Below are 26,227 nucleotides of genomic sequence, written 5' to 3' on the forward strand. Positions count from 1 at the left end.
AATAGAGGAACTGAGATGCTCGGTACAAATTGGTTTATTTCCCGGAAAATAGACAAATAGAGCACCTGAGTTCCGCTAATTTCCAAAAATACCCGAAACTGACCCAATTAGCGAACCATAGTTCCGCTACGATCCCGCTTAACCTGACAACATCGATCATAGGCCCGCCAGCACTCTCGTCTACGAAGGAGGCGGCCCTCCGTCAGCCTTTTCCTGCAGCAGCCGCGACTCCTCCTCGATCCGCGCCGGATCGATGCGCTCGAACAGCAGCTCCGGCGCCTGCACCGTGCGGCCTGCCGGAACCTCGATCCTGCGCCAAGCAGGCGGCTCCAGACCGAGAAAGACGCCGATTTTCCCGCAGGAAAAAGGGACAAACGGGTGCAGCAAGCTCGCGAGATTCGCTATGATTTGAACGCAAGTATGCAGTGTTTGTCCGCACGCTTCGCGGCTTTCTTTAATCTGCGCCCAAGGCTTCCGGTCGTCGAAAAATTTGTTCGCCCGGCGGATGGAGGCAAAGATCAGCTCCAGCGCTTCCTTGAAGCGCCCCTGTTCGATCAGTCCGCCGGAAGCGCCGTACAGCTCTTCCAGTTCCCTGATCCACTCTGTATCCTCCCCTCCTCCCGGCACGCGGCCCTCAAACGACTTCGCGATAAAAGCAAGCGTCCGGTTCACAAAGTTGCCGAACGCGCCGAGCAGTTCCCCGTTGTGGCTGTGAATGAACTCCCGCCACGAAAAATCCGCATCCCGCTTCTCCGGCCCGTTCGCGATCAGGAAATACCGGATCGAATCCGGCTGGTACCGGCTTAACAGATCCGGCACCCATACGGCCCACCCGCGGCTGGTCGAAAACTTTTTCCCCTCCAGCGTCATGTATTCGCAAGAGACGATCCGGTCCGGCAAATGCAGCCCTCCGGCTCCCAGCAGCAAAGCGGGCCAGATCAGCGTATGAAACGGCACATTGTCTTTGCCATGCACATAATACGCGGTAATATCCCGCCCCTCCCGCCAAAAGGACTCCCAGCTGCCGCCGCTCTGTGCCGCCCACTGTTTGCTTGCCGACAAATACCCGGTGACCGCTTCGAGCCATACGTAAATTTTTTTGTCCTCGAATCCGGGAACGGGCACGTCCACCCCCCATGCCAAATCCCGTGTCGCCGCACGGTCCTGAAGACCTTCCGCCAAATATCGCCCGGTCAAATGTACGGCGTTTTCCTTCCATCCTTCGGCGTCCCGCGCATACCGTTCGAGCTCAGCCTGAAAGCGGGAAAGCGCGAGATAAAAATGCTCGGTCGGCCGCTCCACCGGAGAATTGCCGCAAAGCTTGCACGTCTTATCCGTCAAGTCGGCCGGATCGAGCAGGGTGGAGCAATAATCGCACTGGTCTCCCCGCGCGCGGTTTCCGCAAACCGGACAGGTGCCCTCGACGTACCGGTCCGGCAAAAAACGCCGATCCGTTTCGCAGTACGTCTGCGGAACGGTTTTTTTGTACAAATAACCTTTTTCGAGCAGCTGCACGAACAGCTCCTGAACGACCCCATGATGAAACGGCTGATCCGTACGGGTGTACAGGTCGAACGTAAAGCCGAGCCGTTCGAAGCAGTCGAGAAACTCCCGGTGGTACCGGTCCGCGATATCGCCGGGAGACACGCCTTCCTGAATCGCCTGAACGGCGACAGGCGTACCGTGGCAGTCGCTTCCCGACACATACAGAACGTCCTCTCCCTTCAGACGAAAATAACGCGCCAGCACATCCCCGGGCAATAAACTGGCGAGCCGCCCCAGATGCAGCGAGCCGTTCGCATAAGGCCACGCTCCGCCGATAAATATGTTAGTCATAGTCACCAACCTCCTTTTTAGTAAAACGCGATGGGGAAATGCCGATTGAACGAAGCGGTCGCATATCCCCGGAGTGACCGGTCTTTTTCAATCCGGCTTTTCGCCCGCGCGAAAAACAAAAAAGCCCTCATCCCCAAAGGGACGAGAGCTTGCACTCACGCGGTACCACCCAATTTCATCAATGCCTTGCGGCATTCACCTCTTCAGGTACGCCGCGGCATCGCGATTATACCCTAGCACGTTAACGGGTGCAGGCTCCGGCGCAGCCTACAACCGGATGAGGTTTCGGTGCGCAGCTCTGAGACCATATTCCCAAGGTTATTCCTTACCCCTTTTCACCCACCGGGGCTCTCTGTAAAAGACATCGCCTTGGTACTCTTTCTCTTCGCAGCTTTTATTCGGAATATTCAAGTTATTCGGAATTATACGGGACCGTTTTGGCAAAGTCAAGAAAAAATGGATGCCTCCGCGTTTTCCGGCCGCAACATTTTTTTAACCTCCATCGTCTAAGTAGTTGCAACCAATCGTGGTTAATAATGGGAGGTAGTATTGTGAAAACAAGAAAGACAGTTTGTATTGTCGGGCTCAGTTCAGCCATTTTGCTGTCCGGGGCGCTGCCTGCAGCGGCCGAAGCCATCGGCCAGACGTTACCGGCGTCTCCATCGGCACCGATCATGAAAATGCCGGCTGTATCGCAGGACGATGCTTCGCAGCAAAGCGCCGCCGTCGACGCCAAGGTTTCCAAAGACGATGCGGTCTCGATTGCCCGCAAGCAATTCGACCTTTCCGGCGAGTATACGGTGGAAAACGTCAGCTTCAATTCGTATTTCGGCAACCTCGGACTGAAAAAACCTTCCTGGCAGCTTTCTTTCGTAAAGAAAAACCAGGACCGTTATCTGGAATCGATCAATGTGACGCTGGACGCGAATTCGGGTAAAATCCTTCAATATAACCGGTACAACAGCGACCCGACAAGACGCGTCGTCTACCCGCCGCAAACCGATTTCCAGCATGCCAAGCAAATCGCTTCCGACTATCTGCAAAAAACGGCTCCGGAGGAGATGAAGACGGCCCGCTACAACGATATGTTCGAAAGCGGCTTTAAAACGCCGCTGCAGGGAGAGGTCCGCTACCAAATCCGCTATGACCGAACGGTTAACGGCATTCCTTTTCCCCAGCAGTACGTCAACGTCGAAGTAGACGGAACCGGCGCCATTGTCGGCTACCAAAATTATTGGGATGACTCTCTTGAGTTCCCGAAAGCGGACAATGTGATCGGCCAGGAACAGGCGGAGAAAACGATCCGTTCCGAAGCCGACATTTCGCTGATGTACACGCTGCCTTACCAGCGCGGGAAAAACGACGACCTGATCACGGCTTATCAAGCTACGCTGCCTACGCTCGATGCGGTGACCGGCAAGCCGTGGAATATTCAAAACGGCGCCCCGCAGGTGAAGAAGGATCGCAAGCCGCTCGCCGATAAGCCGCAAGCGGAAAAGCCTTCCGGTGACAAAGCGCTGACCAAGGAGCAGGCGATCGAGACGGTGACCGCCGCATTCGGGCTGCCGGAAGGAGCCAAGCTGGAGGATGCGTCCTATAATGAATACAACGATCCGAATAATCCTTCAGCCGGCGGAACCTGGAATATCCGTTGGAACGTCGGCGGCGATTCCACAGGCAAGTTCATGCCGTCAGGCGATTCGATCTGGGCGGTGGTAAGCGCGAAAACCGGGGAAATCCGCAGCTATAACCGCAGCTTCGGTGGCCCCGTACCGCTGCCGGTACAGGCTCAGGAGAAAAATGCGGAGTCGGCATCGGCGGCAAACGCCGGCTTAACGGAGGAGCAGGCGAAGGATCGCGCTGTGGGCGCCATCCGGAAGCTGATGCCGTATTATTTGCATGAGCTTGCGCTGTACTCCACAAACGAGCTGCCGATAATGGCCGTCAAGATGGACAACTCGTCTGGTTATCAATTTTTCTTCAAACGGGTGATTGATGGCGTCGAGGCCAATTACGAAGGCGTAAACGTGACCGTGAACCGGAACACCGGAGACATCGTCTCCTTCGATAACAGCATCTCGCAGATCGCATATCCGGCCGCGAAGCCGCAGACGATTTCCTTGGAAAAAGCGACGGAGCTCCTGCTGTCGCAATACCGGATCGAGCTCCAATATGCCGTCGAATATAAAAATCCCGACACTCCGTCCGCTGCTATACCGGTCGAAAAATACAACGTCATGGTTGCCGCCGGCAAAATCGCTCCCGAACCCGGCACCGCCAGCCTGAAGCTCGTTTACGCACCCGTCTCGAAGCTTGGCGCCGCGCAGTACGACAGCATGCTGGACGCCGTATCCGGAGAATGGCGCAACCGGAACACCGGAGAAATTACCAAGATGGGACAGACGGAAATTACCGACATTCAAGGACACGCTTCCGAACGGGCGCTGCGGCTGATGGCCGAATACGGAGCGCTGGATGTGAGGGACGGCAAAATCAATCCGGAACAGACAATGACCCGCGGCGAAATGATCAAAATGCTGATCATCGCACTGAACGGCGGTTATTTTCAGCCGTATTACGGCGCAGGCCGGGCCGCTTCGTTCAGCGACGTCAAGAAAGATTCCGACTACTTCGCATATGTGGAGGCAGCCGTCGACCGGCGTTTGATCGATCCTTCCGCGAGCGGCGAGTTCCGACCGGAAGAAAAAATGAACCGCGAGGACCTCGCGCAGCTGTACGCGCGGGCGCTCGGTTACTACCAACTGGCGCAGGTGCCGAACATGTTCCAGTTGAATGCTTCCGACAGCGCGCAAATCCAGCAGCCGGGCATAGCGGCCGTCGTCGCCAATTTGGGCATTATGCCAACCATAAGCGGCGAATTCCAGCCTAAAGCTGCGGTCACCCGCGCCGAGGCTGCGGCAAGCTTTTACCGCTATTTGCAGAAGCGCTCCGAGCTGCAGGATCCGTGGCCCCGGTACTAGTTTCGGGTAACTCTCGTTGAAGCTTGCTTCGCATCGTTTCCTAGGCAAGAAAACAGATCGGGCCCTCATCGGGGGCCCGATTTTGCTGATTATATATCAGGCCAATATGGACCTTACATTCCGCAGAACACTTCTCATGAAATCAGAATCCGTTGAAGCATTGCCCACAATCTTAATTTTCCGTTTGGTTACGTCCAAGCTCTTAAACTGATCCGTTAAAACAACCCCTGTAAACGGAAGTCCTTCCGGAAGCGGTACTTCAAAAGCATAGTCTTTGGCTTGGCTCGTAATGGGACACACCACAGCAAAGCCGGTTAATTCATTAAAGTTTGATTCGGACAGTACAAGTCCAGGACGACGGCCGGCTTGTTCTCGTCCGGATTGCGGATCAAAATCCAACCAAATGAGATCCCCGCGTGACGGTATACTCAAATCTTTTCTTCTCCTTCGATTCCAAAGTCAACTTCTTCGTGTCGCGGTGAATCCGGTTTAATTTTTGAAAGAAGCATTCGTAAATGTTCACGCAAATCTTCGCTGGATTCTTCCTGATGGATCGGGCGAAGCAGAATATGATTATCCGCTGTCAGGATAATCTCCAGCTCGGCCCCTTCATCCAAATTAAGACGCTTTAAAAATTGGTTCGGAATGCGTACAGCGCTGCTATTTCCCCATTTGCTGAGTGTGGCGGTAGTCATCATGAGGATCATGTCCTTTCCTTCTTTATAAGACAATCATACATCATCCTCTCTAAAATGTATATCTTTTGGATATACATTGATCATATCCAATAATCCGCTATACTATTCCAATTTTAGAACGGGAATTTTCATTTTAGGCCGCTCCGAACCGCTTGCAACTTTTTCCTTAAATGAAACGTCGTTACATATATGAATTTGTGACGGGGAGAGCAAAAGCTCATGAAAGCATGGACGGTACAGTCGGGAATTGCAATGGCTTTGGTGCTAGCAGGTTGTTCCGCACAAACGCCGATTAATCAAACTCAAAGCTTCGACAGTATCGCAAAGGCGGCTTCGGTTCAAAACCCGAACGTTCCGAAACAAGGGAATGCGTCAACGCCTGCACCGACGTCGACGCCGTCGCCCACTCCAACGCCGGCTCCGGAACCGACGGAAGAAAAGAACCGGCAGCGGACACAGCCGATTACGCTGTATGAAGTCGATTTATCGGAGTTTGATATGAAAACAAGCGAGATTCCGAGGTATGACAAAGGCCTTATTACATACTGGACGGACGCCGAAACCCAAAGTTTTAACGAAGGTCACAGCGTAACATGGGGCGATCCGTTGGTTCGTACCCTTCTTGGGATCCCTAACCTAATCCCATACAATTATGTGCAGGACCGGACGATCGACAAACAATTAAACGAAGCTCAGGGAGGGACCTTCTATAAAACGTTTACGGTAACGACCGCAAACGGCATTGTCTTTACAAAAAAGCCTTACGACGAAAAAACGGGTACGACCGAAGTTGACGTAACTGTCCCCCGTTGGGGCACTTATGCCGTCACCTTGAAACACGGCAGCGATTCGGCCATTCAGATCATTCAAAAAATCACGTATGAGCGCGGCCCGGCGGATCGGCCTTCCGGGAGCATCACCATACTCGATTTGGATAACCGTTGGTTTGAAAGAAAAACAAGCGAAATTCCCGCTTATCATAAAGGGAAATTCGATTACTTCGAACAGGGCTCCGTAGACAGTCATAACCGGGGGTCCGGCGTCTCTTGGAGCGACCCGCTCGTTCAAGGAATGCTGGGCATATCCAACCTAATTCCTTTCAATTACCTTGCGGACGAAGCGAATGCCATCGGCAAGCAATTATCCGAAGGAAAAGAGACGGTCACAACTTCGCAAGGCATCATGTTTACAATGAAAACCGACCGAAACGAACGGCCTGCGATAATGGAAGCGAAAGTGCCTAATTGGGGCACTTACACCGTCACGCTGAATAGCGGCACGGATTCGGGGATTGCGATCATCCAAAAAATCGTTTTCGAAGCCGAATAGGAATCTTTCCGAGGAGAAAAAGGATCGCTGTGCCCCGGTGGCGCAGCGATCCTTTTTTAGTCTTCCATCAATATGGCACCTTGAACATATAACGTCTCGTTTCGAGCGGATGGTTTGTCTCCGCGGCGAGGGCGACGGCGTACACGCGAAGCACGAAGTTCAGCACAAGCGGAGCCAGGTATCCTTTCAGTTCTTCGTCGACACCCGTCAGGTCGAAATCCTTCGCATCAAGCACGAGCAGCTTTTCGCCGTACTGCTTGAGGAAGGTCAGCGCGCGCTCCTCCAGCGGGCGGGTTTCGTCGAGGCCCATGAGCAGCACGAACGGAACGTTTTTGTCGAGAATTTCGAACGGACCGTGGAAAAACTCGCCGGCATGAATCGCATGGGAATGAATCCACTGCATCTCCATCAGGATGCAAATCGCAAAGGAGTAAGCGATGCCGTAATTGGAGCCGCTGGCCATCGTATAAATGACCTTTTCGTCCTTGTATTCCTTCGCATAAGCTTTGGCTTTCTCCGCGTATTGCGCCTTCGCTTTTTGGAACACGGCGTCCAGACTGTTCAGGCTGTTCAGCAGCTTCTCGTATTTTTTATTGCCTTCCTTCACGTAAAGCAGGCCCATCGACAGACGGTAAAGAATGGCATAGTTCATAATTTCCGGATGCGGGTCGAGCTGGCCCGGAGGCGCCCAGCTGTAGTTGACGATAAAATCGGACTCGTCCGCGAGCGGTGCCGTTTCCACATACATGAGCGATACGGTCAAAGCGCCTTTGCTTTTGGCAAATTTCGCAGCTTCGGTCGTCTCCGGCGTCTTTCCTTTGTGCGAGCACAAAATAACGAGGGAATTCGGACCGAGCGTTGCCGGATTGCGGTGAATGAATTCGTTGGAGCTGTAAATTTCCGCAGTGATCGTCGACGATTCGCGGTCCAGAAAATATTTGCTCGGATACATCAAAGCCGAAGATCCGCCGCAAGCTACGAAAAATACGCGGTTGATCGCCCTTTCCTTGTACGCCTGCAAAATTGTGTCCACCTGGGATTGCGCGTTCGTTACCAAATTCGATACGGTCATGATGTTTCCCTCCAGATATTTGTTATATAACATTATATAATATCTTATAACATTTAATTTTTCTCGAGTCAATAACAATTTCAATTTTTCGCGACAGGTTTATGTATCGTCGCGCCCCGCAATGCCGGGCTCCGTCATCCGGTACGGGTCGAGAATGCGGTCGAGCTCATCTTCATCCAGCACATTGTACAAGAGACAAAGCGAACGGACGGATTGGCCCGTCGTGATCGCCTCATGCGCGATTCTCGCCGCCGTCTCGTAGCCGAGATGCGGGTTCAACGCTGTGATGATGCCGACACTTTGATCGACATACGACCTGCAGCGCTCCTCATTGGCGGTAATTCCCTCGACGCAGTGCGTCCTGAACACGCCCCACGCCTGGTTCATGATCGTAAGCGACTGGAGCAGATTAAACACGAGCACCGGCTCCATTACGTTCAGCTCCAGCTGCCCCGCTTCCGAAGCGAGACAGACCGTGTGGTCGCTTCCGATCACCTGAAACGCCACCTGATTCACGACCTCGCACATGACCGGATTTACTTTTCCGGGCATGATCGAAGAGCCGGGCTGGCGCGCAGGCAGGCTGATTTCCGCGAGGCCCGCGCGCGGACCGGAAGCCATCAGGCGAAGATCGTTCGCCACCTTGGACATGTTGATCGCGTTGATTTTGAGCGCGGCCGACACTTCGGTATAGGCGTCCGTATTTTGCGTCGCATCGGGGAGATGCTCCGCTCCTTTCAGCGGATAGCCGCTGAGGTCGGCCAACAGGTCCACGACGCGCCGGATATACCGAGGATCGGCGTTCAGACCGGTGCCGACGGCGGTCGCCCCCATGTTGATCTCGTACAGGTGCCCCTTCGTTTGCCGGATTCGCTTCATGTCCCGCGCAAGCACCCGACTGTAGGCGGCGAACTCTTGTCCGAGGCGAATCGGGACCGCGTCCTGCAGATGGGTGCGGCCCATTTTGATAATGCCGTCGAATTGCTGCGCTTTTCTCACAAACGCCGCTTGGAGCAGCTCCATCGTCTCCAGCAGCCTGTCGATCATGGATAAGACGGCAATATGTATGGCCGTAGGAAAGCTGTCATTGGTCGATTGCGACATGTTGACGTGCGAATTCGGGCTCAGCATGAAATAATCGCCCTTGCTTCCGCCCAGCAGCTCAATCGCGCGGTTCGCGATCACTTCGTTGGCGTTCATGTTGATCGATGTGCCGGCGCCTCCCTGGATCGGGTCGACGATAAACTGATGGTCCCATTTGCCGTCCATTACTTCTCCCGCCGCCTGCACAATCGCCAGGCCGAGCCTCCCGCCGAGCCGCTTCGTTTCCATATTGGCGAGCGCCGCCGCTTTTTTCACCATCCCCATCGCCCGGATTAGCTCGCTGTGGATGCGATAGCCGGTAATCGGAAAATTATCGACCGCCCGCAGCGTCTGAATGCCGTAATAAGCGTCTTGCGGGACTTCCTTCTCTCCCAGAAAATCCCGCTCTATCCGTATGGTCGTGTTCACGTGAAACTCCCCCTTCGTGCTGCATTCCGGCAAAAAGGTCCGCTTCAAAGGCGGATCCTGTCTTTGGTCCGGCGACGGCCGCTATATGGATGCGGCATCCCTTCGATAGCGACCCGGCTGCCTACACGGAGCGGGCATCGCGAGGGCGGGCGGACGCCGCTTCGCCGCTCTTCAGCCTGCTCAAAGCCGCAAAGCCGGCTGCCCCGAGCACGCTCATCACCGCCGCTCCCTGGAACAAAAGCGGATAGCCGCCCAGCTTTACGACCCAGCCGCCCACGTTGCTGGCCACAATTCCGGCAATGTTCGTGTACACGACGACAAACAGCGAATGCGCGGTCGTTTTGGTCGACTCCGGGCTCGAATCGTAGGCGTAGTTGATGCCGGCGGACAAAAACAAGGCGTACGTCAGCCCGGACAGCAACTGGTTCGCCACCAGCACCTCAAAAGGCGGCTCGAGCGACAGCACGAACCAGCGAAGCGCCCCGGCCAAGGAAACGGCGGTGAGCGTCGCGACGTAGCCGAGCTTGCGGATAATATAACCGGAAAACAGAAATACCGGGATTTCCGTCACCGTCGCCACTGCGTAAAGAATGCCGATTTTGCCCGACGCCTCGCCGCCGAAATGGCTGACGTACACGGAATAAAACGCGTTGTTCATCTGCGGGCCGATGGCTGCCAAAAAAACCGGGATCAAAAACATGAGAAATCTCCGCTCTTTCAGAAGCGGAAGCATCTCCTTGATCATCCCTCGACGGGCCGCAGAGCGGCTGCCGCCGTCGCGCTCCCGCCGATCGCCGGCCGGAACAAGCATCGTCAGCGCGACCATCAAGGTCATGCACACGGCATACACCGTGAACATAGTAGAGATGCCGGCTCTGTTGTACAGCAGCCCGAACAGCGTCACGGCAAGGCCGAAGCTGACCGACCCGAGCACGCGGATCGCTCCGTAGCTGAGCGCGTTTTGCTTCGCGTGGCGGACGGTCATCGCGTCGATGATCGGCAGCGTCGCCGACGAGCACACGGCCAGCACGACCGAGATCGCGATATACAGCGGAAAATAATGATCGGCATACTGGTAGGAAATCGCGACCCACGGCGTTAGCGCCATGCTGATCGCCAAAATCCATTTGGTGATGCCGTAGTAATCGATCAGCATTCCCCAAAGCGGCTGCACCAGAAAGCCGACCAGCGGGCCGATGGAAAAAATAAAGCCGATTTGCTGGGTAGTCAGGCCGTCCTCGGCAAACCAATACCCGACAAACGGCAAAAATGCGGCGTATGCGATATAGAAAAAATAATTGTACACATGCAGCGAATATTTCCGGTACGTCTCCCTCATATGCGTTCAACCAGCTTTTCCAATAGGTTATTAGTCCTTTACCGGTAGCTTCGTTCCAGCCTCTTGGCAAGCATCGACAGCGGGTAGCAGATCACAAAATATACCGCGAGCACAAGCGTGTATACCTGGAATGCGATCGCTCCGCCTTCCAAAATTTCCACGCGCTCGATGACGAGCTGCGCGCTTTTCAGAAAATCCATGTTGCCGATCAAAATCGACAGAGAAGTCGACTGGATCAAGTTGGAAAGCAGTCCGATGACGGACGGCAGCATACGGCGAAACGCCTGCGGCAGCACGACGTACATCATCGTCTGCGCGTTGCTCAGCCCGAGCGCATGAGCCGCCTCCACCTGGGTCGGCGGAATCGATTGAATCGCTCCGCGCACCGCTACGGATATGTTCGCGCTGCTCCATAAGCTGAGCGCGATCATCGCGGAGATATAGCTGTTCACCTTGATGCCGAGCTCCGGCAGGATGAAAAAGACCATGAACAGCGTAATGACGATCGGCAGCCCGCGGAACAGCTCCGCGTATCCCCGGAAGACGGCGGAAACGGCTGCTTTTTTCACCGTTTGCAGCACTCCGGCGATGATGCCGAGAATCAAGGCGAGGACGAGACAGCTAAGACTTAGAAGCAGAGTCTTCGTCAACCCTTGGAATAGAAATGGCGAATTTTTGATCAAAACGTCCAGAGGTCTTCACCCTTTCCGCAGTCTGTTTGTAAAAGTCCAATTTGCGCTCGATGATGCTGAACAGAAAAGACGTTCCCCAAATCAGGATGAGATAAATGCAAGCGATGGATACGAGAATCTCGTACGTTTTGAAATCGTAGGCCATGCGGTCGACCGCCATAAACGTCATCTCCGCCACGCCGATCCCCGTCAAATACGCCGAGTTTTTGATCACCGACACGGCCGTGTTGGAGAACGCCGGGAAGCTGATCCTAAAGCCCAAAGGAACGATAATGCTGCGCACGATCTGCCACGTCGAAAGTCCGAGCGACTGTCCGGATTCGATCAGCGCCTTGGGCACGTTATCGGTGCCGCCCCGGAAGTTTTCGACCGCAAACGCCCCGCCCCACAGCGCGAGCGACAGGATGCCGCACGTCAGCGCATCCAGCTTGATGCCGAGGGATGGCAGCCCGAAATAAAGGAAAAATACGTGCACCAGCAGCGGCGTATTGCGGATGATTTCCACATAGGCGGTCACGATCTGCGACAGCACCGGCACCTTGAGCGTGCGGATGACCGCCCCGGCCATGCCGATAAGAAGCGATAAAATGATGCCGATCACGCTGATGAATACGGTCATCTTCAGACCGGTCAGCAAGAGAGGCAGCGTTTTCCATATATAACCGAAGTCAAAGCTCAAAATGGTTCCCCCCTTTCCTAGTCTCGCCTTACATCACGTTCCGGAGGAATTGTTTGGTACGCTCTTCGCGCGGATTCACAAAAATGTCTTCCGGTGCCCCCTGCTCCACGATAACGCCTTGATCCATAAAGATGATCCGGTCCCCGACTTCCCGGCCGAAGCCCATCTCGTGGGTGACGATGATCATCGTCGTGCCTCTTTGGGCCAGGTCCTTCATGACGTCGAGCACGTCCCGGACCCTTTCCGGGTCGAGGGCGGAAGTGACCTCGTCGAAGAGGATCACCTCCGGATTCATCACAAGCGATCTGGCGATCGCCACGCGCTGCTGCTGCCCTCCGGACAATTGGGAAGGGTAGCTGTCCGCTTTGTCCAGCAGGCCGACCTGATCGAGAAGCGCCCGGGCTTGCGGGAGCACCTCGCTTTTCGACTTCTTCTGCACCTTCACCGGCGCGAGCAGCAAATTTTCCATCACGGTCAGATGAGGAAATAAATTGTAGCTTTGGAACACCATCCCGATGCGCTGTCTGACCTTTTGCAGAGCTGCCGGCGTGTACTGGATCTGCTGGTCGTCAATGAACACCTGTCCGTCATTAATTCCTTCGAGCCCGTTGATGCAGCGGAGCAGCGTGCTTTTGCCCGATCCGCTCGGCCCGATGATGACGATCACTTCGCGGGGAAACACTTCAAAGCTGACGCCCCGGAGGATCGAAAGATCCCCGAAGCGCTTGTGCAAATTGCGAATGGTCAGTTTCGGCTTGTTCGTTTCCATGCGGTTACCCCCTGTTGTAAAATGGCGACTAAGGTCTTGGAATCATTTGCATCGGGTCCAAATCCCCGGCTCTCGGCATATACTTTTCGATCAAAGTTTTGAAGTAGTCGGCTTTTTTCATTTTGTCCAGCGAGGCGTTGACGAAATTCAGCATTTCCGGCTCGTTTTTGCGCACGCCGATGGCCATCGGGGCGAAAGCGACCTGCTCGCCGACAATGACGTAATCCGGCGACGTCTTCACGAACTCACTCATCAGCACGGCGTCGTGCAGCATCGCGTCGGCTCGCTTATCCTTCAAGGCGCGGAAGGCGTCGGCGTTGCTTTCGATTTTCAGCTGCTCGGCGGTCGGCACTTCTTTTTCCAGATAAGTCGACGCGGTGGAGCCTTTGATGACGATGACCTTCTTGCCGGCGAGGTCCTTGATTTGCTTGATCGGGCTGCCCTTCGGAACGACTGTGATCGCGCCGCCGTCAAAGAAGTTCGTCGAGAAGTCGATTTCCTTTTTGCGCTCTTCCGTTACGCCGAGCGTGGCGGAAATAAAGTCGATCTTCTTCGAGGTCAAATATGGGATGCGGTTCGTTGCGTTAACCGGAACGAACTCGACGGCGTCGGGATTGCCGAACGCGTACTCGGCCATTTTGCGGACGACGTCCGGCTCGTAGCCGGTGTTTTTGCCGGCCTGATCAAGGTAGCCGAGCGGCGGATAGTCGACTTTGACGCCGACGACGAGCTTGCCGCGTTTTTTCACCTCATCGGGAACCGGAATCGTGTCGGCCGATGCCGTTGCCGCCGGCTTGGAGCCTCCTGACGCCGGCGCAGCGCCGCTTGCGTCGTCCGTCTTCTGGGCTGCGGTGCCGCAGCCGGCCAGCAGCGCCAAAGTGAACGACATAACAACCGCGAGTGTGACCGAAGCTTTCTTGGATACGATATTTTTCATTTGAATCCCCCAATTTCATTTAAATTTTTATTTGCTTCACTTTGTGGGGTCTTGCTCGGGGTCCCCGCAAAGTACCAGGAATAAGCTGCGAAGGTTCACTTCACTTTGTGGGGTACTTTTTAGTATTGGTCGTAGTACATCTGGATGACGGCCGGGTCGTTTGTTTTCGTGAGCGCCAGCATGAGCAGGATGCGCGCCTTTTGCGGATTCAGCGAATCCGAGGTGACGAATCCTTTCTCGTCGTCGTCTTTCGAGTGCGTGACCGGACCGCTGCCGGTGCGGGACGACCTGACGATCAGCGCACCTTTTTCCCGTGCCTCCTTGGCGCCCTCTTCATCTTTCTTCGAGAGCGAGCCGTCCCCGGAGCCGGCGATGACGATGCCTTTCGCTCCCGCTTCGACAGCCGCCTTGTAGAAGTACGTTCCGTCATTTTGATACCCGTAGATGATGTCGACCTGAGGCAGTTCGTCTACCGCGCTGATGTCAAAAACAGTGTCGGTCGTATGCTTGCGCGCCGGTTCGCTGTAGAACGAGATTTTGCTGCCGGAGATCATGCCGAGATATCCGTCTTCCACCGATTTGAACGTATCCAGCGAAGTCGTGTGCGTTTTGGTAATAAAACGCGCCGCACCGATCCGGTCGTTCAGCATGACGAGCGCGCCTTTGCCTTTCGCTTCTTCGCTGCCGGCCAGCTTCACGGCGTTGTACAAATTGAACGGTCCGTCCGCACTGATCGCGGTGGAAGGCCTCATCGCGCCGACAATGACGACCGGCTTGCTGCTTTTCACGACAAGGTTGAGGAAATAAGCCGTCTCTTCGAGCGTATCCGTGCCGTGCGTAACGACAACCCCATCCACCTCGTCGCTCACCAGCAGCTCGTTGATCCGTTTGCCGAGCTTCAGCAGCGTTTCGTTCGTAATGTCGGGGCTGCCTACGTTGGCGATTTGTTCGCCGCTGACGTTCGCAATGCTTTTGATCTCAGGCACGGCATTGATCAGCGTATCGATCGTCGTCGAGCCGATCGAATATCCGGTCGTCGCCGTATTCGAGGCCGCCACTCCGGCGATCGTTCCTCCGGTTGCCAAAATTTTAATGTTCGGCAGCTTTACTTCTTCTTCGGCGTGTGCGATTTTTGCCGTCATGTTGTTTGCAGGTACGAACAGCTGCGCGCTGAATACGGAGCTTGCGAGCAGCGAGGCGACCATGAGCTTTTTTACCGTTTTCATAGAAATCCTCCCATTTCATGAAAATAAATTCCTCTTTTTTATCGCATAAAGACGAGCCGGCCCCTTTTTCCGCTTACTCGCCGATAAGCTGAATGTATACTTTCCTGCTTTTCGGACCGTCGAATTCGGCCAAGTATACATCCTGCGCATCTCCCGTCACCATTTTGCCGTCCTTCACGACGAACATCGTGCTGTTGCCGGAAAGCATCGACTTCAGATGCGACGGGGAGTTGCTGCCGGTCGCGCCGTAGGACGGAAGGAAGTGGGCGTGGGCATAAGGCGCGTCCTTCGGAATGAGCCGATCGAGCGTCTCCTCGATGTCCGTCTCGACACACTCCAAACCTTCGTTGACCATGATGCCGGTCGTCGTATGCGCCGTGATGACGGCGGCCAAACCGTTTTGCACGCCCGATTCCTCGACGAACCTGCGCACATCCTCGGTAATTTTGATCATTTGGAATTCCGCTCTTGTGTTCAGTACGATCGTTTTCAGCTTGACCATGTTTCTACTCTCCCTTCAGCCCCAAAAATCTCTCGGCATTGCCGCCCAAAATCTTCTGCAGCGTCTTCGGCCGGAAGTTCAAGCTTTCCAGGGCGGGCAAGAGCCGCTTCGCTCGGAAGCGCGGGCTGTTCGTGCCGAACATGACCTTGTCCTGCAGGTTTCTTTCGATCCAGAGCGGCCCCATATTGCGCGTAAACACCTGCTCGTAAAAATCTTTGGCATTGTCCATATGCAAAAGCGAGGTGTCCGTGTACACGTTAGGGTATTTGAGCAGCAGCATCACCGTCTCGTGAATCCACGGCCAGCCGAAATGGGCGAGGCACATGCGCAGCTCCGGATAAGCGATCGCCACCTCCTCAAAATGCAGCGGGTTCGAATATTTCGCCGGCGCATCCGGCTCCCAGCTCATCCCGGCGTGGAACATAATCGGCTTATCGTACTGCAGGCACTTCTCATAAATCGGCTTCAGCCTGTCGTCATACGGATAAAACTTTTGTTTGGACGGATGAAGCTTGAGCCCCGCGAGTCCAAGGTCCTTGAAGGCGTAGTCGAGTACCTCCGGCGCATCGCTGCGGTACGGGTCGACGCTGGCAAAGCCGATGAACCGGTCGGGCGCCAAGTCGACCAGCTTGCGGATTTCCTCATTAGATACGATCCAGCCGCCGCTTTGCGTCGTCAAGTCTTCGGGCAGCAGCACCAGCTTATCGACGTTCGTATAGTCCATTTCGATAAGCACCGACTCGATCGGGTAAGGGGACTGCTTGAAAACGCCGAACTGCTCCTTGCGGAAATTGAGCTGCTCTTTGTCCTCACAGATGTCTTTGTAAAAAATAGGGTGTGTATGTACATCGATGATCATGATGCTCCCGCCTTTCGTTATCGTCTGTTTGCTTTGCTGTGCGCTCTAGTAAGGTTCGAACCCGGTAATCACTTCGGAAGCGACTTTGGCGCCGTGGTGCAAGCATTCCTGGATGGTCCAGCCGCGGATCACGCCGTACATGAACCCGGCGCAAAAGGAATCGCCGGCCCCGACCGTATTCACCACCTCTACGGGAATAACGCCTTCCCTGTAAAAGGTTTGTCCGTCATAGGCGATGCTGCCCTTTTCCCCCAGCGTCGCGACCACGATGCCCGGCCCTGATTCATGTGCCCATTTCATATAATCGAGAATGAAGCTGTCGTCTTTGTCATAGCTGAAGAAAGCGTAATCAACGTCGGGCAAAATCGGCCCCGGAATCTCATTCACCCGTGTGGAAAAGTCGTAGACGACGCGAACTCCGCTGCGGCGAAAATGCGGCAGCCATTCGTTGACTTTGCCGGACAGGTTTGTATGGATCACATCATGCTTCAAAATGAAATCCACATCTCCTGCCGTGAGCGAAAAATCCGCCATCACGCCTTCGATTTTTTCCTTGTGCACCCGGTCGTTGCCGTTCAGGTCCATCTTGAAAACCGCTGTGCTCCCGGGTTTCGTATGAAGGTGCGAAATATCCACTCCCTCTTTCTTAAGCGCCTGGAGCATAAGCGCTCCGTATTCATCGTCGCCCACCACGCTGACCATGGACGTCTTCACGCCGAACCGGCTCATATGGATGGCGAAGTCGACGCTGTTACCGGTCGGATAATGGCGGTTCAAATTTTCGTAAATATCGATGCAGTTAAAGCCGACACCGGCGATTCGCATGCGTACCCCCCTTGTCATTCGTTCAACGTTTCGAACAATCTGATCTGAAATCATCTTGTACTGAAAATACGTTTAGTCGACAATCGTTTAATTCGTTATATAATGTTATATTATATTGTATATCATCAGTGACCACGGGAAGTCAACAATTATTTTTTTATGAAGCGTTTTCAAATGTCATATTTCATTACATGTATTATGAGTAACGAGAATAATGATAAAAAATCGAATTTTTGTGTTATAATACATAACATATAAACCGCAAAATAACCTCCCCCATCCATGTTCACGGAACGAAAGTTTCTTTATGCCCACGCGCCGCTCGGTTTGCCGCTCTTTTGACATGCGAACATCTGCAAAAGCCGTCGTGCCCGAAGCAGCAGCCCAACCCTAATCAGTCCGATGTGCAAACAAAAAGCCGCCCTGCCCCGTCGTTTTGCGGGAAGAGCGGCTTTCGCTGCCGATGCGTTATATTATTTTTTCGTGCCGTAGCCGAACGCTCCGTAGTACCCGCAGGTCGCCGCAGCCGAGCGGGCCGCCTGCAGAAGCGCCGCCTCCATATCGCGGTAATCGCCATATGACGTCAGGAAGCCGGCGATAAACGAATCCCCTGCTCCCATCGTATCGATGACATCGACAGGCAGAGGCGTCTGCTCGAACACCTTTCCCGCTTCCGAGAAAATCGCAGGTTCCGCGCCGCGGGTGACGCCGACCACCTTGACCCCGAGACGGTGCACTTCGCCGATCAGGGAACGGATGTCCGAGGGGGACATATCGCTGCCGGAGAAAAACGCATATGTCAGGTAGGGGCATACTTGCGCCAAATATTCCTTCGTCCACTTCTTGGACGTTGAAAAATCAAACGAAACCGGCTTATGGGCGAGCTTCGGCAGCTCGTGCTCGATATCGCTGTTGACGCTTGTATGTACGATATCGTATCCGTCGATATACTCGATATCGTCAGGGGTAAGCTGCAGCGTCAGCAGCGAAGACACCCGGATGCCGCGGTTCGTCCCTACAAATATGCGGTCTCCGTGCTCGTTCAAGGTTACGACCGCTTCTCCGTTCGGGCCGTACGCCCGGCGAATCCGGCTGATGTCTATGCCTTCGGCCAGCATACTTTCGATCACATGCCTTGCGGCGGCGTCGTCGCCGACAATTCCCAAATAAGCACAAGCTTCTGCGCCGCTCCTCCTGCTTCCTACGGCCACATTCAGCGCATTGCCGCCCGGATACATAAGGCCCTGATCCTGATAGTAATCCACCACGTTGTCGCCAATTCCAATAAGCTTCATTTTCCGTTCTCCCCGTAGTTGATTATGATATCACTCATCAAGTTGTTATCTATTGTTATATTATGTTATATATCATCGATATCAGCTGCAGTCAAGCAAAAATTCCTCTGAAGCGGTAGGCAAGGTTTGGCGTTTTGTATCGGATATGATCGGCAAACAGACATAAACCCGCCCTGTCGTAGAGCGGGTTCTGCTTATTGCCGCGGGCTGCCTGTTCGGCCAAAGCCTGCTTTTTTTTATTTATGACCGCTTTTGTCGGTATCGATCGTAAAGATGACCTTGCTCGTCAGCGTCACCGAATTGGACAGATGAATCGGCCGTCCCGCTTCGTCATAGCTGCGTTTTTCAATGGCGAACAGCGGGGTTCCCCGGTCGCAGTGAAAAATGCCGGCTTCATATTCCGAGGCGAAAATAACCTCCAGCGTTTTTAAGGAACGCGTCAGCTTGACGTTGTACTTTTTTTTCAAAATGTCGTAGGTCGACGGCGACTCTCCGATATGCTTCTCGAGATCGGGCAAATGTCTAAGCGGATAATGCGACGTCTCGATAAAAAGCGGCTCGTTGTCGATGTACAAAATCCGGTGCAGCTTGAGCAGCGGATCTCCCTCGGGCAGCTCGAACGTTTCGGCCAGCCGTTCGTCGGCCGGAATGATCGCGGTCGATAATATTTGCGAGCTCGGCTTTTTGCCCGATTCCACCGTCAGCTCGCTGAACCCTCCGACAGAAATCAGCTCGCGCTTGACCTTCGTCTCCTTCACGAACGTCCCTTTGCCCTGCTGGCGGTGGAGAACGCCCTCCTCGACCAGATCGGAAATCGCCCTTCGCGCGGTGATCCGGCTTACTCCGTACGTTTCGCACAGCTCGGATTCCGGCGGCAGCTGCTGGCCCGCTTTATATGTCCCCCGATTGATATCTTCCTGGATGATTTGTTTCAGTTGAAAATATAGCGGCTTTTCGCTCGCGTTGTTCAGCTTCATTGGAAAGCTCCTGTTCTATGGATTTAAAGCTGTAAGAAAAAACCTATTCATAAAATATATCATAAGTCGTATTATGTCAAATAGACGAATTGATTATATTCCTTTGTGCAACATTCACGGCGTCAGTGCGTCTAATCTTAAGGTAAGATGACTACAACAAAGAGAAAAGGAGACTTCCGGCATGAAAAAATCTTTACTGGCCGCAGCGCTGGCGGTTCCCATGCTGCTTCTCAGCGCCGTCCCCGGCTTCGCCGCAGCGCCGAAACAGGCGGAGGTGTCGCTGCCGGCTTTTCCCGTTTTTCTGAACGGTACCCCGGTCGATAATACTCACAGCATTTTTCCACTGCTCGTTTATAAAGACATTACTTATTTTCCGATGACCTGGGATTACGCACGGGGGCTCGGACTTACCACCTCCTGGGATTCGCAGGGGGGGCTCGGTATTGAGAAACGCGTTCGCTCCGAGGTTTTGACGCAATCGCTGAAGCCGGATGCCAATGCAGTGTCCGGTGAAACCGCGGTGCTGCCCGAATTTCCCATCCGGGTGAACGGCAAGACGATCGACAATGCGGCGGAGCCGTATCCGCTGCTGCTGTTCCGCAACATCACCTATTTTCCGATGACGTGGCGGTTTACGCATGACGAATTCGGCTGGAATACATCCTGGGATAACGTGAACGGGTTTCGCATCGATACGCCGTCACAGTCGGACGGCACGCTGCCGGCCGCCCAAAGCGACGACTTCAATTTGAATGCCGGCGGGCAAGTGGCGGTTTCCGGCGACTGGATGTACTACAATCCGAACAACAGCTATTTTGAGTCCGGCTACCTGTACAAAATAAAGCTGGACGGAAGCGGCAAACAAAAGCTGGCGGACGACAATGCCCGCTCGATCAATGTGGTCGGCGATTGGGTGTATTACACGGCGATGGACAAAGGAAAAAACATTCATCAAGGCATCTTCAAAGTGCGCACGGACGGAACCGAACGGACGAAAATTTCCGATGCCCCGGCGGGGAAGATTACAGTGGAAGGAGATTGGATCTATTACGTAGACCAGGTATTAACCGGACGGACGGAGAATGCCGTCGGTTATTACAAGACGCTCGGCATCAAAAAGATCAAAACCGACGGAACCGGCGAAACGTCCCTGTTCCAGGGAACGGCAAGCAACCCTTCCGGCAGCGTTGTCGAGGATTCCATCCACGTCCTCGAGGACTGGATCTATTTCGTGCAGCCGGGCGATGGGAAGAATCCCCCCGCATTTTACAAAATCCGCAAAGACGGAACACAGCTGACTCCGCTTCCCGACGTGAATTTCAATAATTTCATGGTCGCGGACGGCTGGATTTATTACGTCGACAACAACGAATTATTCAAAATGAGTCTCGAAGGCTCGTCCGCTATCTCAGTTAAGAAGTTTGACAAGTATGTCAATTCGCTCATCTACCATGACGGCTGGATTTACTACGTCAAAGGATCGTTCGGCTTCATGGGATCGGCCGACATTGAGAAAATCCGCATCGACGGCAGCGAGCAGACGAAGGTCGTCGGAGGCGTGCGCGCGTCCAGCCTGTACTTTGCAGGCGGCAAGCTCTATTTTGCCGGCAGCTGGGAGGGGAGCAATCCGCTTTACGAAGTGACCGCAGACGGCCAACCCAAGCTGCTGAAAGAGGAGTAGGTAGACGGAGCCGGATCCCGGTAAAAAAACTGCCCCGCATGACGGCACTTAGCGTGGCGTTAGTCATGCGGGGCAGCAATCTCTCCATCAACCCCGATAAATTCCACTTTTTACAGGCCTTCACCCTACCTCTGTTCGTTCGTCGGTCAATGACCGTGATCCCGGTGACTCATAGAAACCGTTTTATTTGGAAATATATATATATATATAGCCAATAACGCGGGGGGGAAGCATGATCGATGATATTTATTTATAACGATTTCGGAGGCACACATACTACAGTGCTCGCCGCCGCATATCACCTAAAAAAATTAGACGAAACACGCGAGCCTACAAAGCAAGAAATTTTGTCCGCACACAATTTTAATAAGCTCGTGTATAAAGATAGAGGGAAATTGTATTTTCACGGAGTGGATGAGGAAGGAAATAAAGTTTATACAATGGGCAGAGGGCGATCGAAAATACTTATCCCCGGTATTTACAATTTAATTGATACGCTTCAAAAGCAAAACGCATTAAATGAAAAAATCATATTATCGAACACCTCTCCGACGGTGCCTTTTCCGATGACGTGCGGAGGGATGCTTTCCCGTTGGTTGAAAATTGACTTTATCGGGGTGCCTTTATTGGTTTCCGGAGCAAAAATAGCTTACCAAGATATCGTCAACCTCGTCCATCATACAAAAGACATTGCAAAAAGTTCCGCTTCCCCATTAATATTGCTTGAAAATGAACAATTTAAATAATTTTGCCTAACAGCAGCAGCCTTCGTTTGCGACTTACTTGCCATAAGTTGAAAAATCAGCCTGAGTACCACCTTCCACCCCCCGTCCCTCCAACCGCCCGTTACGATTTACGCGGCAGTAACCTCCCTCGCTTATAAAGACTCCCCATTCCTTCGATCTTCCTTTGGATCAGTTCAATCGCCTCCGCCGGCTCCACGATTTCGGCATCCTCCCCAAGGCCCCAAACGATATTTACAAAAAAAGGCAGGTTATCGGCAGGAACCTCGATGCTGGCCGTACCGCCGCCATCTTCCCGGAGCTCGAGGGAATCGCCGAACCAGCCGCTCGACTCCAGGTTCCACACTCCGCCCGGGGTCAAACGGATGGTCAGCGTAGTTTTCTCCGCTTGCGCCCACTCGGGAGCATCCCACTCCTCCACCTTCCTCTGATCCACCTCATCCAAACATTCGATCGACGGATTCAAGGCCGCCGAGCGAATCCGGTCCCCGCGAAACAACCGGTAAGCCTCGCGCTGAAAGCAGTAAGCCGGGCAATACCAGTATCCATGGGCCGCATACAGGCCGACCGGCTGAATGTCTCTGACCGTCACCCCATGGCTTGAGCTGTATTCGATCGTCACGACGCTGCGAATCATGACAGCCTGCAGCAATGTCCTCAGGCTCGGCGAAGACATGGAACGGTGCGGGCTCCAGATCGCGACCTTGTTTTTCAACCGTTCGATCTGCTCTTTGATGTCGGCGGGCAAGTAATGGTAAAACTTGTGGAGCGCGGTGACGGCCCCTTCGTCGAACGGCAGAGACCCGAAATATTGCAAGGACTGGCAGGCAAAAAACATTGCGATCGCTTCGCTCTCCGAAAACGAAATGGGCGGGAGCATCCGCTCGTTCAGCAGCCGGTACCCTCCTCCCCTGCCCTGCACGGAGTAAATCGGTATCCCGAGCAGGCTCAGCTCCTCCAAATCGCGGGTGATCGTGCGCTTGGAAAGACCGAATTCTTCGGCCAGCTCGGGAACGGTAAACGATTTTTTGGCGTTGATCATCATGATCAATTGAATGAGCCGCTGCGATTTTAACAATGGCATCCTTATCCTTTACATTGGTTTGGCCAAACAAGCCATGATCTGTCTTGTTTCCATGATACGTTATCTTCGTACGATAATAAACGGGAGGCCTGAGCAATATGAACGATTATTTAAACAAGCAGCTGGAGACCCGGGAAGAGGCGCTGCGCAGCGGCTCTCCGGCAGAGTATCAAATTCTTATGCAGTCGGTGGAATATTTCCGGCAGACGGGAATCGCCAGGGGGCTTAAGACCGGAGACCCGGCGCCCGCTTTCACGCTGACGGATGCGCTTGGCAGAACGGTCCGCTTAACGGAAGAGACGGCCAAGGGGCCGGTCGTTCTGACCTTTTACCGCGGCGGCTGGTGCCCGTTCTGCAACCTTCAGCTGCGCGCATACCAGGAATATTTGCCGCAGTTTGGGGAGCATGGAGCCTCGGTCATCGCCGTTTCGCCGCAAAGTCCGGACAACAGCGTGAGCCAGCAGGAGAAAGAGCGGCTCCCTTTTATCGTTGCAAGCGATATGGAGGGCCGGGTAGCGGAGCGCTATCACGTACTGTATGAAGTCGAAGGTTCGCTCAGGAGCTTGTACGAGAAGTTCCAAATCGATTTGGCGAAATACAATGCATCGGAACGCTGGTTTTTGCCGGTATCGGCTACGTTTGTGATCGACCGCGGCGCCGTCATCCGGTATGCTTACGTCGATCCGAACTTTATGCGGAGGCTCGAGCCCGAAGTTATTTTGCAGGTGCTGAGAACGCTATAACGGGCACAACTTACGGGCAGCTTAAATCCGGATTTCCCCTTGCGGAAATCCGGATTATTTGTTTTTATGCGCCGATGGAAGAGGCACTGCCGCCCGGGTAACCGGCACCGCAAGGCCCATGCTTTAGGTTAACGGGAGCTATAGCGGAACCCACGTTCGTTATATTCAGGCAAATGAGCACACCGAAAAAATAGAGGAACCCAGGTGCGCTAAATCGGTGTAAAATCGCCCCAAGCATCGGAAAAACATGCAAATAACGCACCCTAGCTAGTTCCTTTAATCTTGTCAAACCACGCGAAATGACCATTTTAGCGTACTGCAGTTCCTCTATGACCCCGGTAGACATGCGAAGCAGGCTTGTTTGAGCTTAAATAGCCGCCCCACCCACACACGCAGGCAGTCAATCGAAGCGGATGACCACCTTGCCGAAGCGCGGCTGATCCTTGAAATAAGTTAGAGCGGATGCAGCCTCGTCAAAATGAAAGGCGCGGTCGATGACCGGCCTCAGCCGATGCTCGGAAATAAAGCGGTTCATCGCGGCAAAATGCTCGCGGCTGCCGACGGCGATGGACCACATGGAGTAAACGTTGGAAACAAGTGAGCCAAAATCTATCGCCTCCACCCGGTCGGCCAAGCCTCCGATCAGGCTGATTTGCCCCTCGAAAGCCGTCGACATGATCGACTGCTCCAGCGTACCGGCGCCGCCGACCTCGATGACGCGGTCGACACCGTGGCCGCCGGTCCGTTCGCGAACGGCGATATGCCAATCCGGCGCTGCCGTGTAATCGATCACCTCGTCGGCGCCCAACTCTTTAAGCCGCTGCGCTTTCTCGCCGCTGGAAGTGGTCGCAATCACGCGTGCGCCGAGAAGCTTGGCAAACTGCAGGGCGAAGAGCGAAACGCCGCCCGAACCGAGCGTGAGCACGGTGTCGCCGGCCCCCGTAGGCCGGCCGCAGGTGAGCGCGTTCCAGGCGGTGACGGCCGCACAGGGCAGCGCTGCCGCTTCCTCGAAGGAAAGATGGCCGGGGATGGGAAGAAGCGCCTCTTCGCTAAGCACGGCGTACTCCGTCAGCATCCCGTGCAGCGAGCCGCCGAGCTGCGCGGCGTTTTCCAGACTGAACGGCCCGCGGAGCCAGTTTGGGAAAATCGAGGCCATCACCCGGTCGCCCGGCTTCACCCGCGACGTCCCTTCCCCGACCCGGACCACTTCTCCGGCTCCGTCCGAAACCGGAATAACATCCGGACGCACCGGCAGCGGGTAACGGCCTTGGAAAATAATCATCGTCTCTCGGTAATTGAGCGAGCACGCGCGGACCCGGACCAGCGCTTCCCCTGGACCGGGAACCGGCATGTCATGCTCCTTCAGCTCCAGGCCGGCCAGGCCTTTGCCCATTTGGACATGATAGCTTTTCAAACTTATTCCTCCATTCATGTATCGTAATCGAAAAAAAACGGCTGCCCGAGCAGCCTTTACGGATTAATGTAGCACGCAAACAAGACATATCCTGACTTGTTTAAGCAATGAAGATCATGTTATTGATAACGTTGACTAATCAACAATAGAGGATTATAATTTTCATATTCACTGAATTTCAGATTTCGATGAGATGAGGACATTTTGATGAACGCGGAAAAGGAAAGCATCGCCAAATGGATATCCATCCTGCACCGGCAATTCCAAATTTATCTCAACCGGGAGCTAAAAGAATACGACATCAATTCGTCCGAATATATTTTTCTGGTCAATCTGTATGAGAAAGACGGGGTATCCCAGGAGAAGCTTTCCTCCAATCTGTTTATCAACAAAGCCGCTACGGCGCGCGCCATCGGGCGTTTGGAGAAGCTCGGCTACGTGCAAAGAACCCGCGATCCGCTGGACAGCCGGGCTAATTTGGTCACCTTGACGGATAAGGGGCTGACGATCCGCGATTTTATCAAGACGAAGCTGGCTTACTGGTCTCAAACGATTTCGGCGGGCCTTACCCCGGAAGAAACGGACGATATGATTAGAAAAATCAAACGGATGTCCGGCAACGCGCTGGTCGAAACGAATCGGATGGATGACGGAGAGAGGAAAGGAGATTTCACATGACGTTATCTGCGAGGCAAGCTTTAAGCGGGCAGCTGCTTTCATGGCCGGAGGTTAAGGAGCAGCCCCACCGGTTTGGCGGGATCGAATTTCAGTATAAAGGCAAAGAAATCGGGCATCTGCACGGAGACTACCTGCTCGACGTGCTGCTGCCGAAGGCGCTGCGCGATCAATTCGTCGCCGAAGGGCGGGCGGAGCCGCATCATATTTATCCCGATTCCGGCTGGATATCCTTCTACATCAGGTCGAGCGAGGACATCGCGAAAGCCGCCGAGCTGCTGCGCATCAAATACGATCATATGGTTCAAAAAGAAACCGGGCGCTAAGCCGAGCAAAGCCGGACAGTCCCCCCAAGCGGG

25 protein-coding genes and 1 other annotated feature are annotated in these 26,227 nt (G+C 54.1%); of the genes, 7 read left to right on the top strand and 18 right to left on the bottom strand.

The genetic code is table 11. From position 1 onward, the window contains the following. Positions 1–180: 180 nt before the first annotated feature. Positions 181–1,836, bottom strand: a complete 1,656-nt coding sequence (metG, locus tag MYS68_RS21955; RefSeq protein WP_248927900.1) for a methionine--tRNA ligase — start codon at positions 1,834–1,836, stop codon at positions 181–183. Between the two features lie 134 nt (positions 1,837–1,970). Beyond that, positions 1,971–2,234: a binding site (T-box leader), on the bottom strand. Positions 2,235–2,387: 153 nt separating this feature from the next. Between metG and MYS68_RS21960 the strand changes: the two genes are divergently transcribed. Beyond that, the gene (locus tag MYS68_RS21960) at positions 2,388–4,817 is read left to right on the top strand and encodes a YcdB/YcdC domain-containing protein (protein WP_248927901.1); all 2,430 of its coding nucleotides are present in this window, start codon (positions 2,388–2,390) and stop codon (positions 4,815–4,817) included. A 96-nt stretch (positions 4,818–4,913) separates the two neighbouring features. Here the strand turns inward: MYS68_RS21960 and MYS68_RS21965 are convergent, their stop codons facing one another. Both MYS68_RS21965 and MYS68_RS21970 read right to left on the bottom strand, forming a co-directional pair. Then, a complete protein-coding gene (locus tag MYS68_RS21965; RefSeq protein WP_248927902.1) occupies positions 4,914–5,249 on the bottom strand; it encodes a type II toxin-antitoxin system PemK/MazF family toxin in 336 nt (111 codons plus the stop codon). Continuing rightward, positions 5,246–5,548 (bottom strand): AbrB/MazE/SpoVT family DNA-binding domain-containing protein, encoded by a 303-nt coding sequence (locus MYS68_RS21970; RefSeq protein ID WP_248927903.1) that lies wholly within the window; start codon positions 5,546–5,548, stop codon positions 5,246–5,248. The genes MYS68_RS21965 and MYS68_RS21970 overlap by 4 nt, the downstream gene beginning before the upstream one ends. 186 nt (positions 5,549–5,734) lie before the next feature. On the opposite strand from MYS68_RS21970, the gene MYS68_RS21975 reads away from it, so the two are divergent. Continuing rightward, on the top strand, positions 5,735–6,844 hold the full coding sequence (locus MYS68_RS21975; RefSeq protein ID WP_248927904.1) for a hypothetical protein: 1,110 nt from the start codon (positions 5,735–5,737) through the stop codon (positions 6,842–6,844). 67 nt (positions 6,845–6,911) lie between these two features. Here the strand turns inward: MYS68_RS21975 and MYS68_RS21980 are convergent, their stop codons facing one another. The 13 genes from MYS68_RS21980 to MYS68_RS22040 all read right to left on the bottom strand — a co-directional run bounded on the left by MYS68_RS21980 (position 6,912) and on the right by MYS68_RS22040 (position 19,528). Next, positions 6,912–7,916, bottom strand: coding sequence for an SIS domain-containing protein (locus MYS68_RS21980; RefSeq protein WP_248927905.1), 1,005 nt, complete (start codon positions 7,914–7,916; stop codon positions 6,912–6,914). Between the two features lie 99 nt (positions 7,917–8,015). After that, complete coding sequence (gene aspA / locus MYS68_RS21985; RefSeq protein ID WP_248927906.1) at positions 8,016–9,428, bottom strand: aspartate ammonia-lyase; 1,413 nt, start codon at positions 9,426–9,428, stop codon at positions 8,016–8,018. Between the two features lie 121 nt (positions 9,429–9,549). Continuing rightward, on the bottom strand, positions 9,550–10,767 hold the full coding sequence (locus tag MYS68_RS21990) for an MFS transporter (RefSeq protein WP_248927907.1): 1,218 nt from the start codon (positions 10,765–10,767) through the stop codon (positions 9,550–9,552). A 38-nt stretch (positions 10,768–10,805) separates the two neighbouring features. Further along, positions 10,806–11,450 (bottom strand): amino acid ABC transporter permease, encoded by a 645-nt coding sequence (locus MYS68_RS21995; RefSeq protein ID WP_338043598.1) that lies wholly within the window; start codon positions 11,448–11,450, stop codon positions 10,806–10,808. Then, positions 11,389–12,138 (bottom strand): amino acid ABC transporter permease, encoded by a 750-nt coding sequence (locus MYS68_RS22000; RefSeq protein ID WP_248927909.1) that lies wholly within the window; start codon positions 12,136–12,138, stop codon positions 11,389–11,391. The genes MYS68_RS21995 and MYS68_RS22000 overlap by 62 nt, the downstream gene beginning before the upstream one ends. Before the next feature lie 28 nt (positions 12,139–12,166). After that, positions 12,167–12,907, bottom strand: a complete 741-nt coding sequence (locus MYS68_RS22005) for an amino acid ABC transporter ATP-binding protein (protein WP_248927910.1) — start codon at positions 12,905–12,907, stop codon at positions 12,167–12,169. A gap of 28 nt (positions 12,908–12,935) precedes the next feature. After that, positions 12,936–13,844 (bottom strand): transporter substrate-binding domain-containing protein, encoded by a 909-nt coding sequence (locus tag MYS68_RS22010; protein WP_248927911.1) that lies wholly within the window; start codon positions 13,842–13,844, stop codon positions 12,936–12,938. A 119-nt stretch (positions 13,845–13,963) separates the two neighbouring features. Continuing rightward, a complete protein-coding gene (locus tag MYS68_RS22015) occupies positions 13,964–15,070 on the bottom strand; it encodes a type II asparaginase (protein WP_248927912.1) in 1,107 nt (368 codons plus the stop codon). Positions 15,071–15,143: 73 nt separating this feature from the next. Continuing rightward, positions 15,144–15,572 carry a secondary thiamine-phosphate synthase enzyme YjbQ gene (locus MYS68_RS22020; protein WP_248927913.1) on the bottom strand — a complete coding sequence of 143 codons (429 nt, stop codon included), beginning with the start codon at positions 15,570–15,572 and terminating at the stop codon, positions 15,144–15,146. Between the two features lie 4 nt (positions 15,573–15,576). After that, positions 15,577–16,431: an amidohydrolase family protein gene (locus MYS68_RS22025; RefSeq protein WP_248927914.1), complete on the bottom strand. Its 855-nt coding sequence runs from the start codon at positions 16,429–16,431 to the stop codon at positions 15,577–15,579. A gap of 45 nt (positions 16,432–16,476) precedes the next feature. Then, on the bottom strand, positions 16,477–17,256 hold the full coding sequence (frlD, locus tag MYS68_RS22030) for a fructoselysine 6-kinase (protein ID WP_248927915.1): 780 nt from the start codon (positions 17,254–17,256) through the stop codon (positions 16,477–16,479). A 473-nt stretch (positions 17,257–17,729) separates the two neighbouring features. Next, on the bottom strand, positions 17,730–18,551 hold the full coding sequence (locus tag MYS68_RS22035; RefSeq protein ID WP_248927916.1) for a PfkB family carbohydrate kinase: 822 nt from the start codon (positions 18,549–18,551) through the stop codon (positions 17,730–17,732). A gap of 236 nt (positions 18,552–18,787) precedes the next feature. Next, entirely contained in the window at positions 18,788–19,528 is a 741-nt protein-coding gene (locus MYS68_RS22040) for a GntR family transcriptional regulator (RefSeq protein ID WP_248927917.1), read from the bottom strand. Positions 19,529–19,709: 181 nt separating this feature from the next. Between MYS68_RS22040 and MYS68_RS22045 the strand changes: the two genes are divergently transcribed. Both MYS68_RS22045 and MYS68_RS22050 read left to right on the top strand, forming a co-directional pair. Next, positions 19,710–21,209 (top strand): DUF5050 domain-containing protein, encoded by a 1,500-nt coding sequence (locus tag MYS68_RS22045; protein ID WP_248927918.1) that lies wholly within the window; start codon positions 19,710–19,712, stop codon positions 21,207–21,209. 239 nt (positions 21,210–21,448) lie between these two features. Continuing rightward, positions 21,449–21,955 carry a DUF3189 family protein gene (locus MYS68_RS22050; protein ID WP_248927919.1) on the top strand — a complete coding sequence of 169 codons (507 nt, stop codon included), beginning with the start codon at positions 21,449–21,451 and terminating at the stop codon, positions 21,953–21,955. A 100-nt stretch (positions 21,956–22,055) separates the two neighbouring features. Here MYS68_RS22050 and MYS68_RS22055 read toward each other — a convergent pair whose 3' ends face one another. After that, positions 22,056–23,030 (bottom strand): helix-turn-helix transcriptional regulator, encoded by a 975-nt coding sequence (locus MYS68_RS22055; RefSeq protein WP_248927920.1) that lies wholly within the window; start codon positions 23,028–23,030, stop codon positions 22,056–22,058. A gap of 104 nt (positions 23,031–23,134) precedes the next feature. Here MYS68_RS22055 and MYS68_RS22060 point away from each other — a divergent pair, with 104 nt between their 5' ends. Beyond that, positions 23,135–23,779, top strand: a complete 645-nt coding sequence (locus tag MYS68_RS22060) for a peroxiredoxin-like family protein (RefSeq protein ID WP_248927921.1) — start codon at positions 23,135–23,137, stop codon at positions 23,777–23,779. 400 nt (positions 23,780–24,179) lie between these two features. Here the strand turns inward: MYS68_RS22060 and MYS68_RS22065 are convergent, their stop codons facing one another. After that, the gene (locus tag MYS68_RS22065; RefSeq protein WP_248927922.1) at positions 24,180–25,193 is read right to left on the bottom strand and encodes a zinc-dependent alcohol dehydrogenase family protein; all 1,014 of its coding nucleotides are present in this window, start codon (positions 25,191–25,193) and stop codon (positions 24,180–24,182) included. Between the two features lie 207 nt (positions 25,194–25,400). Between MYS68_RS22065 and MYS68_RS22070 the strand changes: the two genes are divergently transcribed. Further along, complete coding sequence (locus MYS68_RS22070) at positions 25,401–25,871, top strand: MarR family winged helix-turn-helix transcriptional regulator (protein ID WP_248927923.1); 471 nt, start codon at positions 25,401–25,403, stop codon at positions 25,869–25,871. Beyond that, positions 25,868–26,194 carry a luciferase domain-containing protein gene (locus tag MYS68_RS22075; RefSeq protein ID WP_248927924.1) on the top strand — a complete coding sequence of 109 codons (327 nt, stop codon included), beginning with the start codon at positions 25,868–25,870 and terminating at the stop codon, positions 26,192–26,194. Before MYS68_RS22070 ends, MYS68_RS22075 begins: the two co-directional genes overlap by 4 nt. Positions 26,195–26,227: the final 33 nt, after the last annotated feature.

The organism is Paenibacillus hamazuiensis, from assembly GCF_023276405.1.
GTDB classification, from domain to species: Bacteria; Bacillota; Bacilli; order Paenibacillales; family NBRC-103111; genus Paenibacillus_AF; species Paenibacillus_AF hamazuiensis.